The 14,640-nt window shown below is 71.7% G+C and carries 15 protein-coding genes; 12 read left to right on the forward strand and 3 right to left on the reverse strand.

Going from position 1 to position 14,640, the window contains the following annotated elements:
- Positions 1-152 precede the first annotated feature (152 nt).
- The 3 genes from ABIA35_RS46180 to ABIA35_RS46190 form a co-directional block, all read right to left on the reverse strand.
- Positions 153-542 carry a DUF5130 family protein gene (locus tag ABIA35_RS46180; protein WP_370347082.1) on the reverse strand — a complete coding sequence of 130 codons (390 nt, stop codon included), beginning with the start codon at positions 540-542 and terminating at the stop codon, positions 153-155.
- On the reverse strand, positions 529-942 hold the full coding sequence (locus tag ABIA35_RS46185) for a hypothetical protein (RefSeq protein WP_370347080.1): 414 nt from the start codon (positions 940-942) through the stop codon (positions 529-531). Before ABIA35_RS46185 ends, ABIA35_RS46180 begins: the two co-directional genes overlap by 14 nt.
- 99 nt (positions 943-1,041) lie before the next feature.
- Positions 1,042-1,584, reverse strand: a complete 543-nt coding sequence (locus tag ABIA35_RS46190) for an HNH endonuclease (protein ID WP_370347078.1) — start codon at positions 1,582-1,584, stop codon at positions 1,042-1,044.
- A 263-nt stretch (positions 1,585-1,847) separates the two neighbouring features.
- Here ABIA35_RS46190 and ABIA35_RS46195 point away from each other — a divergent pair, with 263 nt between their 5' ends.
- From ABIA35_RS46195 to ABIA35_RS46250, 12 genes are all read left to right on the forward strand, one after another.
- On the forward strand, positions 1,848-3,998 hold the full coding sequence (locus ABIA35_RS46195) for a prolyl oligopeptidase family protein (RefSeq protein ID WP_370347076.1): 2,151 nt from the start codon (positions 1,848-1,850) through the stop codon (positions 3,996-3,998).
- Between the two features lie 5 nt (positions 3,999-4,003).
- Positions 4,004-4,933, forward strand: a complete 930-nt coding sequence (locus ABIA35_RS46200; protein ID WP_370347073.1) for an LLM class F420-dependent oxidoreductase — start codon at positions 4,004-4,006, stop codon at positions 4,931-4,933.
- 170 nt (positions 4,934-5,103) lie between these two features.
- Positions 5,104-6,027 carry a mechanosensitive ion channel family protein gene (locus tag ABIA35_RS46205; RefSeq protein ID WP_370347071.1) on the forward strand — a complete coding sequence of 308 codons (924 nt, stop codon included), beginning with the start codon at positions 5,104-5,106 and terminating at the stop codon, positions 6,025-6,027.
- An 80-nt stretch (positions 6,028-6,107) separates the two neighbouring features.
- Positions 6,108-6,980, forward strand: coding sequence for an ABC transporter ATP-binding protein (locus ABIA35_RS46210; protein WP_370347069.1), 873 nt, complete (start codon positions 6,108-6,110; stop codon positions 6,978-6,980).
- On the forward strand, positions 6,977-7,870 hold the full coding sequence (locus ABIA35_RS46215) for an ABC transporter permease (RefSeq protein WP_370362243.1): 894 nt from the start codon (positions 6,977-6,979) through the stop codon (positions 7,868-7,870). The genes ABIA35_RS46210 and ABIA35_RS46215 overlap by 4 nt, the downstream gene beginning before the upstream one ends.
- Positions 7,867-9,213, forward strand: coding sequence for a sensor histidine kinase (locus ABIA35_RS46220; protein WP_370362244.1), 1,347 nt, complete (start codon positions 7,867-7,869; stop codon positions 9,211-9,213). The genes ABIA35_RS46215 and ABIA35_RS46220 overlap by 4 nt, the downstream gene beginning before the upstream one ends.
- Positions 9,206-9,841 (forward strand): response regulator, encoded by a 636-nt coding sequence (locus ABIA35_RS46225; protein ID WP_370362245.1) that lies wholly within the window; start codon positions 9,206-9,208, stop codon positions 9,839-9,841. The genes ABIA35_RS46220 and ABIA35_RS46225 overlap by 8 nt, the downstream gene beginning before the upstream one ends.
- A gap of 135 nt (positions 9,842-9,976) precedes the next feature.
- Positions 9,977-10,615, forward strand: a complete 639-nt coding sequence (locus ABIA35_RS46230) for a maleylpyruvate isomerase N-terminal domain-containing protein (RefSeq protein WP_370362246.1) — start codon at positions 9,977-9,979, stop codon at positions 10,613-10,615.
- 66 nt (positions 10,616-10,681) lie between these two features.
- Positions 10,682-11,098 carry a TIGR03668 family PPOX class F420-dependent oxidoreductase gene (locus ABIA35_RS46235; RefSeq protein ID WP_370362247.1) on the forward strand — a complete coding sequence of 139 codons (417 nt, stop codon included), beginning with the start codon at positions 10,682-10,684 and terminating at the stop codon, positions 11,096-11,098.
- 94 nt (positions 11,099-11,192) lie between these two features.
- The gene (locus ABIA35_RS46240; RefSeq protein WP_370362248.1) at positions 11,193-12,374 is read left to right on the forward strand and encodes an ROK family protein; all 1,182 of its coding nucleotides are present in this window, start codon (positions 11,193-11,195) and stop codon (positions 12,372-12,374) included.
- A gap of 38 nt (positions 12,375-12,412) precedes the next feature.
- Positions 12,413-13,681 (forward strand): 6-phospho-beta-glucosidase, encoded by a 1,269-nt coding sequence (locus ABIA35_RS46245; RefSeq protein ID WP_370347055.1) that lies wholly within the window; start codon positions 12,413-12,415, stop codon positions 13,679-13,681.
- Positions 13,672-14,619, forward strand: a complete 948-nt coding sequence (locus ABIA35_RS46250; protein WP_370347053.1) for an N-acetylglucosamine kinase — start codon at positions 13,672-13,674, stop codon at positions 14,617-14,619. The genes ABIA35_RS46245 and ABIA35_RS46250 overlap by 10 nt, the downstream gene beginning before the upstream one ends.
- Positions 14,620-14,640: the final 21 nt, after the last annotated feature.

Raw genomic sequence — 14,640 nt, forward strand, 5'->3', positions numbered from 1 at the left:
ACGATGACGCCCTTGCCTCCGGCTCGGAGTTAGGACCGCCTCCTCCTCCAGGGGACTTCCACCCCCAAACAACCGCCCATGCTGGGCGCACAAACTGAAGCGGCCCGGGCGGACATCGCCCGGGCCGCTTTGCTGTGCGGAGTTTTGTGCGGTTACGGCTGCGAACCGTGAAGCACCGGCGCCTTCATCGCGTGCTCCATCAGCGACCCCAGGCCGTTGACGATCCCGCCGGCGAGGTCGCCGAGCGCGAACGTGGAGGCCATGGCGGCCGCGGCCAGACCGGCGGCGCGGTCGTCGACGCGGCGCTTGGCGTCCACGCCGGTCACGATCTGCAGCTGGTTGCGGCGCGGGTCGACGACGACCAGCACAGCGTTGTCGGCCTCGGCCAGCTGCCGGTGCAGCCGCACCGACTGGGCGTGCAGGTCGCCCTCGACGGAGCCGATGTAGACCGAGAACTTCAGGCCGGTCTGCTGCTCGGCGGTGGCGATCGCCTTGGCGATGTCCTGCTCCTGACGGGCGCTGAAAGCGTCACCAGCGGGCACTGGCGCCTCCCTCGGTCTGGGCCTCGGAGAAGGCCGTGAGCTCCTTGAGCGAGGTGCCGGTCAGCGCGCGCCGGCCGGACTCGCCGTGCTCGTCGCGCGGGCCGCCGAACCAGACCGGCGCGGCCCACCAGCTGAGCTGGTGCGGCCGGTAGCGGTTGCCGCGGGCGATCGAGGGGGCGAGCACCAGCAGCGCGATGATGCAGAAGATCGAGGCCGGGATGCCGATGTACACGAGGATGGTGGCGACGGCGGACATGCCGGGGCCCGGGTCGTCGCCCGCGTCCCTGTGCAGGGCGAACGCCGGGGACGCCAGCAGCAGGGGCACCGCCGCCAGCGAGCCGAGGGTCGCCGTACGCAACGCCCGGCGCGTCCGCGCTTCGGGGGTGGTCGGTGGTTTCACGTCTCCACGGTATCTGACGTGGTCTCACGCTGGAAAAGCAGGGGCCGCCCCCGGCGAACCGAGGGCGGCCCTGTGCGGTTGGGGCTGAAGAGAATCAGGTCAGGCGGCCGCGAAGGCTCCGTCCACCCCGTGCCCTTTGGGCTCCCCGCCATACGCCTCCAGATAAGGCGACCAGCGCGGGTCCTGTCTTCCTGAGGACAAGATCCGCCAAGCCGAACCGGCCGGCTGTGCCGGGGCCCGGCGCATGCGCCACCCCAGGTCCGGCAGCGGACGGTCCGCCTTCACGTGGTTGCAGCGGCGGCAGGCCGAGACGACGTTGTCCCAGGCGTGCTGTCCGCCGCGCGAACGCGGGATCACATGGTCGATGCTGGTCGCGGGCGCGTCGCAGTAGACACACCGGCCGCCGTCGCGAGCGAAGATGGCACGGCGTGTCAGGGGCACCGCCCGGCGGTTCGGCACCTTGATGTAGCGGGTGAGCCGGATCACCGAGGGCGCGGGCATCGACCAGGTGGCCGCGTGGAGCAGGTCGCCGGATCCCTCAAGGGTGACGGCCTTGTCGCTGAGGATCAGAACCACTGCGCGGCGTTGGCTCACGACGCATAACGGCTCATATGAAGCGTTCAAAAGAAGTGCGTGCGGCACTGGTGGCCTCCTGACCGAGTCCGACGCGTGGCTCGCGCCGGAGCTAACGTTCCCGGCCCGCTTGCAGCGCACCCGGCGTACGGCTGATGCCTCAGCTGACACATCAGCGCACGTCGGAGTGCGTATCCGCGGATCGGTTCACGGGTAGATCCAGTCTGTCCGCTGTTGTGGTTCCCGCGCTACCAGATTTCACGCACATCTTCAAAATCATGTGTCACGAGAGGGTTAACGCAGATCGACTACAACACATAGTCTTCTGAGGCATGTCGTCCTTTGCATACCCGCAGGCTGAACGTCTGACTGTGGCCGATCACCTGCATGGCCGCGACGTCCGCGACCCTTACCGCTGGCTGGAGGACCCGAAGGACCCGCGGACCGAAGCCTGGGTCGCGGCCCAGGACTCGCTGTTCGCCGAGGCCCGCGCGGGCTGGCCGGCCACCTCCGGATTCGCCGCGCGGCTGGCCGCGTTGATGGGCACCGGCGACGTCTCGGCGCCGGCCTGGCGCGGCGGACGCCGCTTCCTGACGCGGCGGCTGCCGGGCCAGGAGCACGCGGCGCTGCTCGTGATCGAGGCCGACGGCACCGAGCGGGTGCTGGTCGACCCGGTGGCGCTGGATCCGTCCGGCACCACGACGCTGGACGGCTGGCAGCCGTCGAAGGAGGGCGACCGCCTCGCCTACCTGATCTCGGAGGCCGGGACCGAGGAGTCGGTCCTCTACGTGCTCGACGTCGACACCCTGGAACGCCTCGAGGGCCCGATCGCCCGCACCCGGTACTCGCCGGTGGGCTGGCTGCCCGGCGGCGAGGCCTACTACTACGTCCGCAAGCCGCACCCCGACACCGTCCCCGAGGGGGAACGGCAGTTCCACCGGCGCGTACACCTCCACAAGGTGGGGACCGACCCGGACGTCGAGGACGTCGAGATCTTCGGCGCCGGCACGCCGAAGACCAGCTACTTCGGGGTCTCGGTGACCCGCGACGGCCGCTGGCTGGAGATCGACACCCACGCCGGGACCGCGCCGCGCAACGACGTCTACGTCGCCGACCTGACCGCGAGCTCGCACGAGAGCCCGGCGCTGGTCCCGGTCCAGGCCGGCCTGGACAACCAGACCTCGGTCGAGATCTGCGACGCCGGCTCCCCGCTGGCCGGCAGCGTCCTGCTGTGGACCGACCGGGACGCCCCGCGCGGCCGGATCTGCGTGGCCCCGGCGGGCGAGCTCGCCTATGAGAACTGGCGCGATCTGGTTCCCGAGGACCCGGACGCGGTCCTGGACTCCTACGCGCTGCTGGACGGTCCGGAGCTGGAGCGCCCGCTGCTGGTCGTGGCCCGCACCCGGCACGCGGTCGGCGAGCTGGCGCTGCACGACGCCCGCACCGGCGAGAAGGTCGGCGAGATCCCGCTGCCGGGTCTGGGCACGCTGGCCGGGCTGAGCACCCGCCCCGAGGGCGGCCACGAGCTCTGGTTCGGCTACACCGACTACACGACTCCGCTGGAGATCCACCACTTCGACGCGCGCACCGGCCTGAGCACCGTGTGGGAGCGGCCGCCGGCCGAGGTGGAGCTCCCGCAGGTCCGCACGCGGCAGGTCACGTACACCTCCAAGGACGGCACCGCGGTCCGGATGTTCGTCATCGAGGGCGGCGAGGATGGCAAGGAGGGCGAGGAGGGCGAGGAGGGCCCGAAGCCGACCATCCTCTACGGCTACGGCGGCTTCAACATCCCCATGACCCCGGTCTACAGCCCGCGGATCCTGGCCTGGGTCAACGCCGGCGGCACCTACGCGATCGCGAACCTGCGCGGCGGCTCCGAGGAAGGCGAGGAGTGGCACCGCGCCGGGATGATGGCGAACAAGCAGAACGTCTTCGACGACTTCCACGCCGCCGGCGACTGGCTGGTCGACCATGGCGTGACCACCCGTGCGCAGCTCGGGATCTTCGGCGGCTCCAACGGCGGGCTGCTGGTCGGCGCGGCACTGACCCAGCATCCTGAGAAGTACGCGGCGGTGGTGTGCTGGGCGCCGCTGCTGGACATGATCCGCTACGAGCAGCACGGCCTCGGCGTCACGTGGAACGAGGAATTCGGCACCGCCGAGGACCCCGAGCAGTTCGGTTGGCTGATCGCTTACTCGCCGTATCACAATGTGCACGAAGGCACCGCCTACCCGGCCACCCTGTTCGCCGTCTTCGATAGCGACAGCCGCGTCGACCCGCTGCACGCCCGCAAGCTCGCGGCCGCCCTCCAGCACGCCACCTCGGCGCCGATCACGCGGCGGCCGGTGCTGTTCCGCGCGGAGCGCGAGGCCGGCCACGCCGCCCGCAGCGTCTCCAAGACGGTGGGCGTGTACGCGGACATGTGGGGCTTCATGGCCGCGGAGCTGGGACTGGAAGTGACGTCGGCGGGCGTGCCAGTCTGACCCCTATGGATCTTCGAGTACTCACGGAGCCGCAGCAGGGTGCCTCCTACGACACCCTGCTGCGGGTCGCCCGCGCCGCCGAAGACCTCGGCTACGACGGTTTCTTCCGCTCCGACCACTACCGGGCCGGCGGGGCCGCCGACGGGCTGCCGGGTCCCACCGACTGCTGGACGACGCTGGCCGGACTCGCGCGGGAGACGCGGCGGATACGCCTGGGCTCGCTGGTGACGCCGGCGACGTTCCGGCTCCCCGGGCCGCTGGCGATCCAGGTCGCGCAGGTGGACCAGATGTCGGGCGGCCGGGTCGAGCTGGGCCTGGGCACCGGTTGGGACGCGGCCGAACACGCTGCGTACGGGATCCCGTTCCCAGAGCGCAGGTTCGGCCGGCTCGAGGAGCAGCTCCAGATCGTCAAGGGGCTCTGGAGCACGCCGGCCGGACAGACGTACTCGTTCAAGGGCGAGCACTACGAGCTCACCGACTCCCCCGCGCTCCCCAAGCCCGCGCAGCGCCCGCATCCGCCGATCATCGTCGGCGGCCGGGGCCCGCAGCGCACCCCGCGCCTGGCCGCGACCTACGCCTCCGAGTTCAACTCGAACTTCCGGCCCTCGGACCAAGTCGCGGACAGCTATGTCCGAGTGCGGGAAGCCTGCGAGGCGGTCGGGCGCGATCCTGACACCCTGACCCTGTCCGTGACCATGGTCGTGGCCTGCGGACGGACCGGGGCGGAGATCGAGCGGCGCGCCGAGGCGATAGCCCGCAAGACCGCCGCGAACCAGATGGTGCTGCGGCTGACGCCGGGTCAACTTCTCGAAAAACTTGGCGAATATCACGCGGTCGGAACCCGGCGCGTCTACCTGCGCACTTTCGACCTCGACGACCTGGACCAGCTGGAACTCGTCGCGAGCGAGGTTTTTCCGCACGCTGGGATCCTCTAATGTGGCGATGTTTTCGTACGCCATTCGAATGAGTCCGTGAGGCCCTGAACCAAGTGTCCGCAGCAGTCGTGATCACCGCAGCGCACAAGCCGTCGTCCGCGCCTGGCGCCGGCTCTTCCAGCGCTCCGTCGACCGATCCCACGGGATCGCTGAGCACTAAGGCGGAACACGTGGGCAACTGGTTCAGCGACCACACCAGCGTGATCGTCTCCGACGCCGTCACGATCGTGTCGATCATCGTCGTGGCGATGATCCTGCGGAAGGTCACGCGCACCTTCATCCGCCGGACCATCGAGAAGGCCGCGATGCGCGCCGAGTCCAAGCCGGGGCGCTTCCTGGAGTCCGGGCTCCTGATGGGCGCCGAGCGGCGGATGCAGCGCACCCGCGCCCTCGGCGGCGTGCTGGGCAGCATCGCCAGCGTGACCATCATGATCATCGCGGCGCTGATGGTCATCCAGCAGCTGCACATCCCCACCGGGCCGCTGCTGGCCTCGGTGGGCGGGCTGTCGGTGGCGGTCGGCTTCGGCGCCCGCGACGTGGTGACCGACCTGCTGGCCGGGATCTTCATGATCATGGAGGACCAGTACGGGGTCGGCGACTTCATCGACGCCGGCGTCGCCAAGGGCACCGTGGAGGACGTGGGCCTGCGGATCACGCAGCTGCGCGACCCCGACGGGGTGGTCTGGTACGTGCGCAACGGCACGATCAAGCGGATCGGCAACCAGTCGCAGGGGCACGCGCGCGCCATCGTGGACGTCCCGGTCTCCTACACCGAGAACCCCTCGCGGGTCAGCGACATCATGGTCGAGACCGCGCACCAGCTGTTCGAGGACCCGATGTGGAAGGCCAGCTTCCTGTCCGAGGCGCCGACCATCGCCGGCATCGAGTCCATCGAGGGCGACCACATGATGATGCGCGTCAGCATGCGCACCGCCCCGCGCACCAGCTCCGAGGTCGCGCGGGAGCTGCGCTCGCGGCTGCTCACGGCCTTCGACGAGGCCGGGGTGAAGGTCGGCCTGCCCGCCGCGAGCGCGACCGGCGCCGGGAGCAGCCTCGAGGACGCCCTTCCTGCTCAAACAGGGCCCAACTCCTGAAGGGTCCATCGACCGGTTGACCCCCGGATTCAACCGGTAGCACCTCATGCCCGCACCGCTCCGGCGGGCACTGTGGAGGCATGACCACAGCACTGCGCGTCAGGGGACTGCGCAAGAACTACGGGGACGCCGCGGCGCTCGCCGGCGTCGATCTGGAGGTCGCCGCCGGCGAGATCTTCGCGCTGCTGGGACCGAACGGCGCGGGCAAGAGCACCGCCGTGGAGATCCTGGAAGGGCTGCGGGGGCGCGACGGGGGCGAGGTGTCGGTGCTGGGCGTGGACCCGGCCCGGGCGGACCACCGGTGGCGGGCCCGGATCGGGGTCGTGCTGCAGGAGGCCAAGGACTTCACGATGCTGCGGGTCGGGGAGGCCGTGCGGCAGTTCGGCGCCTACTACCCGGCCCCCCGCGACCCGGACGAGGTGATCGCGGCGGTCGGGCTCACCGAGCAGACCCGGACCCTCACCTCACGGCTGTCCGGCGGGCAGCGTCGGCGGCTGGACGTGGCGCTCGGCATCGTCGGGGACCCGGAGCTGCTGTTCCTGGACGAGCCGACGACCGGGTTCGACCCGGCCGCGCGCCGCCAGTTCTGGGAGCTGATCGGCTCGCTGCGCACCGCCGGGACCACCATCCTGCTCACCACGCACTACCTGGAGGAGGCCGAGGCCCTGGCCGACCGGGTCGGCGTGCTGGCCGAGGGCCGGCTGGTCGAGGTGGACGCGCCGGACCGGCTCGGCGGCCGGGACCGGGCCGAGGCGATCGTGACCTGGGAGGAGGAGGACGGCCGCCGCCGCGAGCAGCGCACCTCGGAGCCGACACGCTTCGTCGCGGAGCTGTCGACGCTGTTCCGGGGCGAGATCCCGGGGCTGTCGGTGGTGCGGCCGTCGCTGGAGGACATCTATCTGGATCTGATCGGGGCACGGCTGATCGGGGCGCAGGAGGGGAGTTCGCGATGAGCGCGATGGCGACAGGGCAGACAACAGGGCAGCCAGTCGAGACGGCGGGGGCCGCGGAGGGGACGGCTGAGGCCTGGGAACGACAGCGCGCCACGCTGCGCGAGGTGTGGCGGATCGGCCGGGTGCGGATGGTCGTGGAGGTGGTGCAGCTGACCCGCAACACCGGGCTGCTGATCTACACCTTCGCGGTGCCGGTGGTGATGCTGCTGCTGTTCGGGTCGATCTTCCGGGGGCGGATCGAGGGGACGGACGCGACGTACCAGCAGGTCTACGCGACCGGGATGATCGGCATGTGCGTCATCAACGGCGCGCTGCAGAACCTGGCGTACCAGGTGGCCGGGGAACGCCACACGAAGGCGCTCAAGCGGCTGCGGACCACGCCGATGCCGGCCGCGTCGTACTTCCTGGGCAAGGTGGCCTCGGTGCTGGCCGCGACGCTCGCCCAGGTCGCGGTGATGCTGCTGGTCGGGGTGACGGTGATGGGGCTGAGTCTGCCGACGTCGCCGGAGCGCTGGTTCACCTTCGCCTGGGTGCTGCTCCTCGGCTGTACCGCCTGCAGCCTGCTCGGGATCGGGATGAGCGGGCTCATCCGCTCGGAGAACGGCGGCGCGATCGTCTGGCTGCCGATCATGGTGTTGCAGTTCATCTCGGGGGTGTTCATCTTGTTCTCGCAGCTGCCCAAGGCGGTCCAGGAGGTCGGGGCGGCGTTCCCCATCAAGTGGCTGTGCCAGGGGATGCGCTCGGTGTTCCTGCCGGACTCGTTCAAGTACGCCGAACCGGCCGGGTCCTGGGAACACGGACGGCTTGCCCTGGTGCTGGCGGCCTGGTGTGTGATCGGCTTGCTCCTGTGCCTGAAGACGTTCACGTGGCGGGGAAGGGACGACGGGTGATCGAGCCCGACGCGCCGGCCGGGTCCGCGGGCCCGGCCGGCGGCCCTGCGTCAGCTGTCCCGGCGTCCGGGAGCCCGGCAGCCGACAGCTCCGCATCCGATGTCCCGGAGTCCGGCGGCCCGGCCGCCGGCGCAACTGTCGGCGCAGCTGTCGGCGCGCCCGTCGTCAGCGACACCATCGCCCAGGACGCCCGCGACTCCTTCGCGTCCTGGAAGCGCATCGCGCGGTGGTGGGCCATCGGATGGCACTTCGGCCTGGCCATCGGGGTCCTGCTGGTCGCCATCGAGCACAAGCCGGTCTGGCTGTACTTCGCGCTGGCCGGGATGTCGGCGTCCTACCTGCTGCTCCAGCACCGCTGGCTGCTCGACCGCGGCAGCCCGCGCGCCGTGTACTACCACCTGGCGATCGTGTGCTCGCTGTGCTTCGCCGTCGTGTGGGGGGACCCCAGTCTGGTCTTCATGGCCAGCGTCGTCCTGTCGCAGTTCTCGCCGCTGACCGGCTTCCGGATGCGGGGCCTCCTGGCCCTGGCCGGGGCCTCGGCGGTGCTGACCCTGCCGATCGCCCTGCAGGACGGCCTGAGCGGCGGCAGCGTGGTCGCCTGGGGGCTGACGGCCGGGGGCGCGCTGTTCTTCAACCTGTTCATCGGGGTCTTCTTCGGCGAGATGCTGAACGACCACGACCGCCGCGGCGCGCTGATCCGGGAGCTGGAGGCCACCCGGGCGGAGCTGGAACGGGCCCACCACGAGGCCGGGGTGCGCGAGGAGCGCGAGCGGCTGGCCCGGGAGATCCACGACACCCTGGCGCAGGGCTTCACCAGCCTGCTGATGCTGATCCAGGCCGCCGAGGCGACGCTGGACACCGACCCAGGCACCACCCGGGAGCGCCTGGACCTGGCGGCCCGCACCGCGCGGGAGAACCTGGCCGAGGCCAGGGCCCTCATCGGCGGCGACCCGACCGCCGGGCTCCCGCTGGACGCCGCGCTGCGGCGTGCGGCGGCCCGGATCGGCGAGGAACTGGGAATGGCCACCGCCGTCGACATCGGCGGGACCCCGCGGACGCTGACCGCCACCGTGCAGGTCGTGACGCTGCGGGTGGCGCAGGAGGCGCTGGCCAACGTCCGCAAGCACGCGCGGGCGGCGTCGGCCACGGTGTGGCTGACCTACGGCGCCGACCGGCTGACGCTGGCCGTCGAGGACGACGGCGTCGGGATGCCGGAGGCGCCGTGCGGCGGCTTCGGGATGCGCTCCATGCGCGAGCGTGTCGAGCAGGTCGGCGGCGAGCTGACGATCACCAGCGCGCCCGGAGCCGGGACGCGCGTCGAGGCGGAGGTGCCCTATGAGTGAGCGGGACGGGAATCTCCGGGTCCTGATCGTGGACGACCACCCGGTGGTCCGCGCCGGCCTGACCGGCATGCTGGCCGCCGAACCGGACCTGGACGTGGTGGCCGAGGCCGCCGACGGGGCCGAGGCCGTGCGGCTGGCCCTGGAGCTGGCGCCGGACGTGGTGCTGATGGACCTGCGCATGGCCGGGGTGGACGGCGTCGAGGCCACCGCCCGGCTGGCCGCCGCGGCCCCGGCCGTCAAGGTGCTGATCCTGACCACCTACGACACCGACGCCGACATCGTCCGGGCGGTCGAGGCCGGGGCGACCGGCTACCTGCTGAAGGACACCCCGCGCGCGGACCTGGCCGAGGCGGTGCGGCTGGCCGCCCGCGGCGAGACGGTCCTGGCCCCGGCGGTGGCCGCCAAACTGGTCAACCGCATGCGCACGCCCGCCGCGCAGCCGCTGACCCCGCGCGAACGCGAGGTCCTGGCCCTGGTCGCCCGCGGCCTGGCGAACGCCGAGATCGGCCGCGAGCTGTTCATCAGCGAGGCCACCGTGAAGACCCACCTGGTCCGGGTGTTCGGCAAGCTCGGCGTGGACGACCGCACCGCCGCGGTGACGAAGGCGATGGCCCAGGGGCTGCTCTGAACTGCTCTGAACTGCTCTGAACCGCCCTGATCTGCCCTGAACGGGAATGCATCTCCGTCGCCGCGAGGTTCACCGCACAGACACACAGACACACAGACACACAGACACCCGGCGGCGGCGATTGGGGACAGCACGGTGACACAGGCGAGGGATCTCTACCTGAGCGTGGCGGACACAGCGGCGAAGCTGTTGGCCGCGCCAGAGGTCGCAGAGGGCTGGGACCAGCCCTCGGCCTTGGCGAAGCTCAGTGTCCAGGGGCTGGCGGGCCACCTGGCCGGGCAGGTCTTCTTCATCCCCGCGGTGCTGGCCGAGCCGCTGCCCGCCGAGCCCGCCATCTCGATCCACGAGTACTACGAACGGGTCAGCTGGATCGGCTCGGACCTCGACACGCCGTTCAACCAGGCCATCCGGTCCGGCGGCGAGCAGGAGGCGGCCGACGGACCGGCCGCGCTGGCCGCTCGAGTCGCCGCGTGCGTCGAGGAGTTGGGCACCGTCCTGCCGGCCGCGCCGGACCGCCTGGTGCGCCGCCCCACCTGGGGTCCGTGGTCGATCACCCTCGACGACTTCGTCACCAGCCGGATGCTGGAGCTGATCGTCCACTCCGACGACCTCGCGTACAGCGTCGGCCTGCCGACACCGGAGTTCCCGGCCCGCGCCGTGGAGACGGTGGTGGACCTGCTGTCCCGCATCGCCTTGCGCCGGCACGGCGCGACCGGCGTCCTGCGCGCGCTGAGCCGCAGCGAACGCGCACCGGCGTCGATCTCGGCGCTCTAGCTCCGCTCTGGATCCGATCGCTCTGGATCCGGTCCAAGAGCGGCGGCCCTGCCTACCCTCGGAGGCATGACCCCCGAGCAAGCCAGAGCCGCCTTCCTGGCGCAGCCGCACGCGATCCTGGCCACGGCGGACGCCTCAGGCGTCCCTCATCTGGTACCGGTAGTCTTCGCCGAGGCCGGTGCCGGCCTGGCCCTGGTGGTGGACCACAAGCCCAAGCGCAGCACCGATCTGAAGCGGTTGCGGAACATCGCGGCGAATCCGCACGTCTCCTTATTGGCGGAGCACTACGACGCCGACTGGAACGCCCTGTGGTGGGCCCGAGCCGACGGCACCGCCCGCGTCGATCCCCTGGCGCCGGAGGTACTGGCCGCGTTCCAGCGGAAGTACCCGCAGTACCGCACGACCCCGCCGCAGGGCCCGGCGGTGACGGTGACGGTCGCGAAGTGGTCGGGCTGGGAGGCCGCCCGGGGCGAAGACTCTTGACGAGCGGGGATGGGACCGCTAACCTCCCTTTTCGTTAGTAAACTTTCCTAATAGTTGCCCACCGGCACCGGGAAGCGGGGAGGAGAATGCCGCCGTGGCCAATCCTGACACCACCCCCGGTACCCCCCGTCTTCTGCGGTCGATCAACGACCGGTCGGCCCTGGAGCTGCTCCTGGAGCACGGTCCGCTGACCCGCACCCGCATCGGCGCGCTGACCGGGCTGTCCAAGCCCACCGCCAGCCAGCTGGTCGACCGGCTGCTGACCGCCGACCTGATCGTCGCGGCCGGCACCGCGGCCGGCGGCCCCGGACCCAGCGCCCAGCTGTACGCCGTGAACCCTTCCGCCGGGCACGCCGGCGGGGTCGACGTCACCCACACCCGGGTCACCGCCGCCGTCGCCGACCTGACCGGCGAGGTGGCCGGCGAGTTCGAGGTGCCGGTGGTCGGCCGCAGCGCGGCCGGGAGCGTGGAGCGCGTGCGCGATGCCCTGCACGGCGCCGCCGAGGCCGCCGGGGTCGCCCCGGAGGCGGTCCGGCACGTGGTCATCGGCGTCCCCGGCGCCCCGCACCCGCAGACCGGCCAGCTCGGCTTCGCCCGCGACCTGCCCGGCTGGCACGGCGGCAACCTGGGCCGGCTGCGCGAGCTGCTGGGCGTGCGGGTCGAAGTCGAGAACGACGTCAACCTCGCCGCCATCGCCGAGCAGCACCTGGGCCAGGCCCGCGGCGCCGACGACTTCGTGGTGTTCTGGATGGGCAACGGCATCGGACTGGCGATCGTGCAGGACGGCCGGTTCGTGCGCGGCGCGACCGGCGGGGCCGGCGAGATCGGCTACATGCCGGTCGCCCTGGATCCGCAGGACCCGCTGATGCGCTCAGCCAAACCGGTGAAGAACACCTTCCAGAACATCGCCGGCCGCCCGGCGGTCCTGCACCTGGCCCGCGAGCACGGCATCCGCGTCGACGACCACTCCGACGCCGTCCGGCGCGCGGTGGAGACCGGCAACACGGCGATGCTGACCACCCTGGCCCAGCGCGCCGCGCGCGGGCTGGCCCCGGTCCTGGCCGTCCTGGACCCCTCGCTCGTCGTCCTGTCCGGCGGCACCCTGCGCGCCGGCGGCGACCTCCTCAAAGACCTGATCACGCACGAGCTGCACGCGGTGGCGGTACCCCGCCCGACGCTCGCGGTGTCCACCGTGGAAGGCAACCCGGTCCTGGCCGGGGCCATCCACGCGGCGCTGCGGACGGTGCGCGAAGACCTCTTCAACCGCGGGGTGTAGCTCGCGTATGGATTATTGGACCGGGACAGGAGCCTGACATGAAACTTGCCGTTGTGGGCGGCGGGTCGACGTACACCCCGGAGCTGGTGGACGGTTTCGCGCGGCTGCGCGACACGCTGCCGCTCACCGAGCTCGCGCTGATCGATCCGGCCGCGGACAGGGTGGAGCTGATCGGCGGCCTGGCCCGCCGCATCTTCGCCAAACAGGGGCACCCGGGTGTCGTCACCACGCACACCGAGCTGGAATCCGGTGTCGAGGGCGCGGACGCGGTACTGATCCAGCTGCGGGTCGGCGGGCAGGCGATCCGGAACGTGGACGAGAGCTTCCCGCTGGAGTTCTGCTGCGTCGGCCAGGAGACCACCGGCGCCGGCGGCTTCGCCAAGGCGCTGCGGACCGTCCCGGTGGTGCTGGACATCGCCGAGCGGGTCCGGCGAATAGCACCGCAGGCCTGGATCATCGACTTCACCAACCCGGTCGGCATCGTCACCCGCGCCCTGCTGGACGCCGGGCACCGCGCGGTCGGGCTGTGCAACGTGGCCATCGGCTTCCAGCGCCGCGCGGCCGCGCACCTGGGGGTGGAGCCCTCGCGGATCAAGCTCGACCACGTCGGCCTGAACCACCTGACCTGGGAGCGCGGCTTCTACCTGGACGGCGAGGACTTCCTGCCGAAGTACCTCGGCGAGTCGCTGGAGGAGATCGCGCACGACATCGAGCTGCCGGCCGAGCTGATCGGCAGGCTGAACGCGATCCCGTCCTACTACCTGCGCTACTTCTACGCCCACGACATCGTGGTCAAGGAGCAGATCGACCTGGTCGCCAAGGGCGAGAACCGGGCCAAGGCGGTCGCGGCGGTGGAGGCCGAACTGCTCGCGCAGTACGCGGACCCGACGCTGGACACCAAGCCGGAGGCGCTGACCAAGCGCGGCGGCGCGTTCTACTCCGAGGCCGCGGTCGAGCTGCTGGCGTCCCTGCACGGCGACCTCGGCGAAGAGCTGGTGGTCAACGTCCGCAACGCCGGCACCTTCCCCTTCCTGGCCGACGACGCGGTGATCGAGGTCCCCGCCATCGTCGACGCCTCCGGGGTGCGCCCGGCGCCGCTGCGCGCGCCGATCGAGCCCTTGTACCGGGGTCTGATCGGACACGTTTCCGCCTACGAGGAGCTGGCCGTGGAGGCCGCGATCAAGGGCGGCGTGGAGCGGGTCCGCACGGCGCTGCTCGCGCACCCGCTGGTCGGTCAGGCGGACCTGGCGGACAAGCTGGCCGACTCGCTGGTCGCCAAGAACCGCGACTTCCTGCCGTGGGCGTGACCCGGGCGGCCGTCCTGGCGATCGACGGCGGGAACAGCAAGACCGAGGTGGCACTGGCGGCGGCGGACGGCACCATCCTGGCCTGCGTGCAGGTGGGCGGTTTCACGCCGCACCTGGACGGCATGGCCGGGGCGGTCTCGGCGGCCGGGCAGGGCGTGGCGCTGATCCGCGCCGAGCTCGGCCTGGCGGCGGACGAGCCGCTGGCCGAGCTGCTGGCCGCCTACGTCGCCGGGGCGGACTTCCCGGTCGAGGTCGAGGCTCTGACCGCGGAGTTCGCCGCGCGCGGCTGGGCCGAGCGCACGATCGTCGACAACGACTCGTTCGCGCTGATGCGCTCGGGGACGTCGCGGCCCTGGGGTGTGGCCGTGGTCTGCGGGGCGGGCATGAACTGCGTCGGCATCGCGCCGGACGGCACGCACGCGCGCTTCCCGGCGATAGGCATCGTCTCCGGGGACTGGGGCGGCGGGCCGGGCATCGGCGAGACCGCGCACTGGTACGCGGTGCGCGCCGAAGACGGACGCGGCGCGCCGACCGTGCTGCGCAAGGCCGTGGCCGAGTACTTCGGATGCGCGTCGATGGCCGAGCTCGTGGAGTCGATCCACTTCGGGCGGATCTCCGACGACCGGTTCGGAGAGCTGGCGCCGCTGATCTTCGAGGTCGCCGGGCTCGGCGACGAGGTGGCGCTGTCGATCGTGGAGCGGCTGGCCGACGAGGTGTGCGCGTTCGCGTTCGCCGCGATGGGCCGGCTGGAGCTGATGGACTCCGAGGTGGAGGTGGTGCTCGGCGGCGGGGTGCTGCGGGCGCGGCAGCCGCTGCTGACGGCCGGGATCGAGCGGCGCTTCGCCGCTCGGGCGCCGCGGGCGGTGCTCACCGTGGCGACCGAGCGGCCGATCCACGGGGCGGTGCTGCTGGGGCTGGACGAGCTGGCCCGGCGCTAGCCCCGGTCCTTCCAGCCCCGG

The sequence above is a fragment of the Catenulispora sp. MAP12-49 genome, from assembly GCF_041262705.1.
Lineage (GTDB): Bacteria > Actinomycetota > Actinomycetes > Streptomycetales > Catenulisporaceae > Catenulispora.

Bases quoted from the DNA above. Each gene is read 5' to 3' on its own strand.
- ABIA35_RS46195 (WP_370347076.1), top strand. From the start codon at position 1,848: ATGTCGTCCTTTGCATACCCGCAGGCTGAACGTCTGACTGTGGCCGAT.
- ABIA35_RS46200 (WP_370347073.1), top strand. From the start codon at position 4,004: ATGGATCTTCGAGTACTCACGGAGCCGCAGCAGGGTGCCTCCTACGAC.
- ABIA35_RS46210 (WP_370347069.1), top strand. From the start codon at position 6,108: ATGACCACAGCACTGCGCGTCAGGGGACTGCGCAAGAACTACGGGGAC.
- ABIA35_RS46215 (WP_370362243.1), top strand. From the start codon at position 6,977: ATGAGCGCGATGGCGACAGGGCAGACAACAGGGCAGCCAGTCGAGACG.
- ABIA35_RS46225 (WP_370362245.1), top strand. From the start codon at position 9,206: ATGAGTGAGCGGGACGGGAATCTCCGGGTCCTGATCGTGGACGACCAC.
- ABIA35_RS46235 (WP_370362247.1), top strand. From the start codon at position 10,682: ATGACCCCCGAGCAAGCCAGAGCCGCCTTCCTGGCGCAGCCGCACGCG.
- ABIA35_RS46245 (WP_370347055.1), top strand. From the start codon at position 12,413: ATGAAACTTGCCGTTGTGGGCGGCGGGTCGACGTACACCCCGGAGCTG.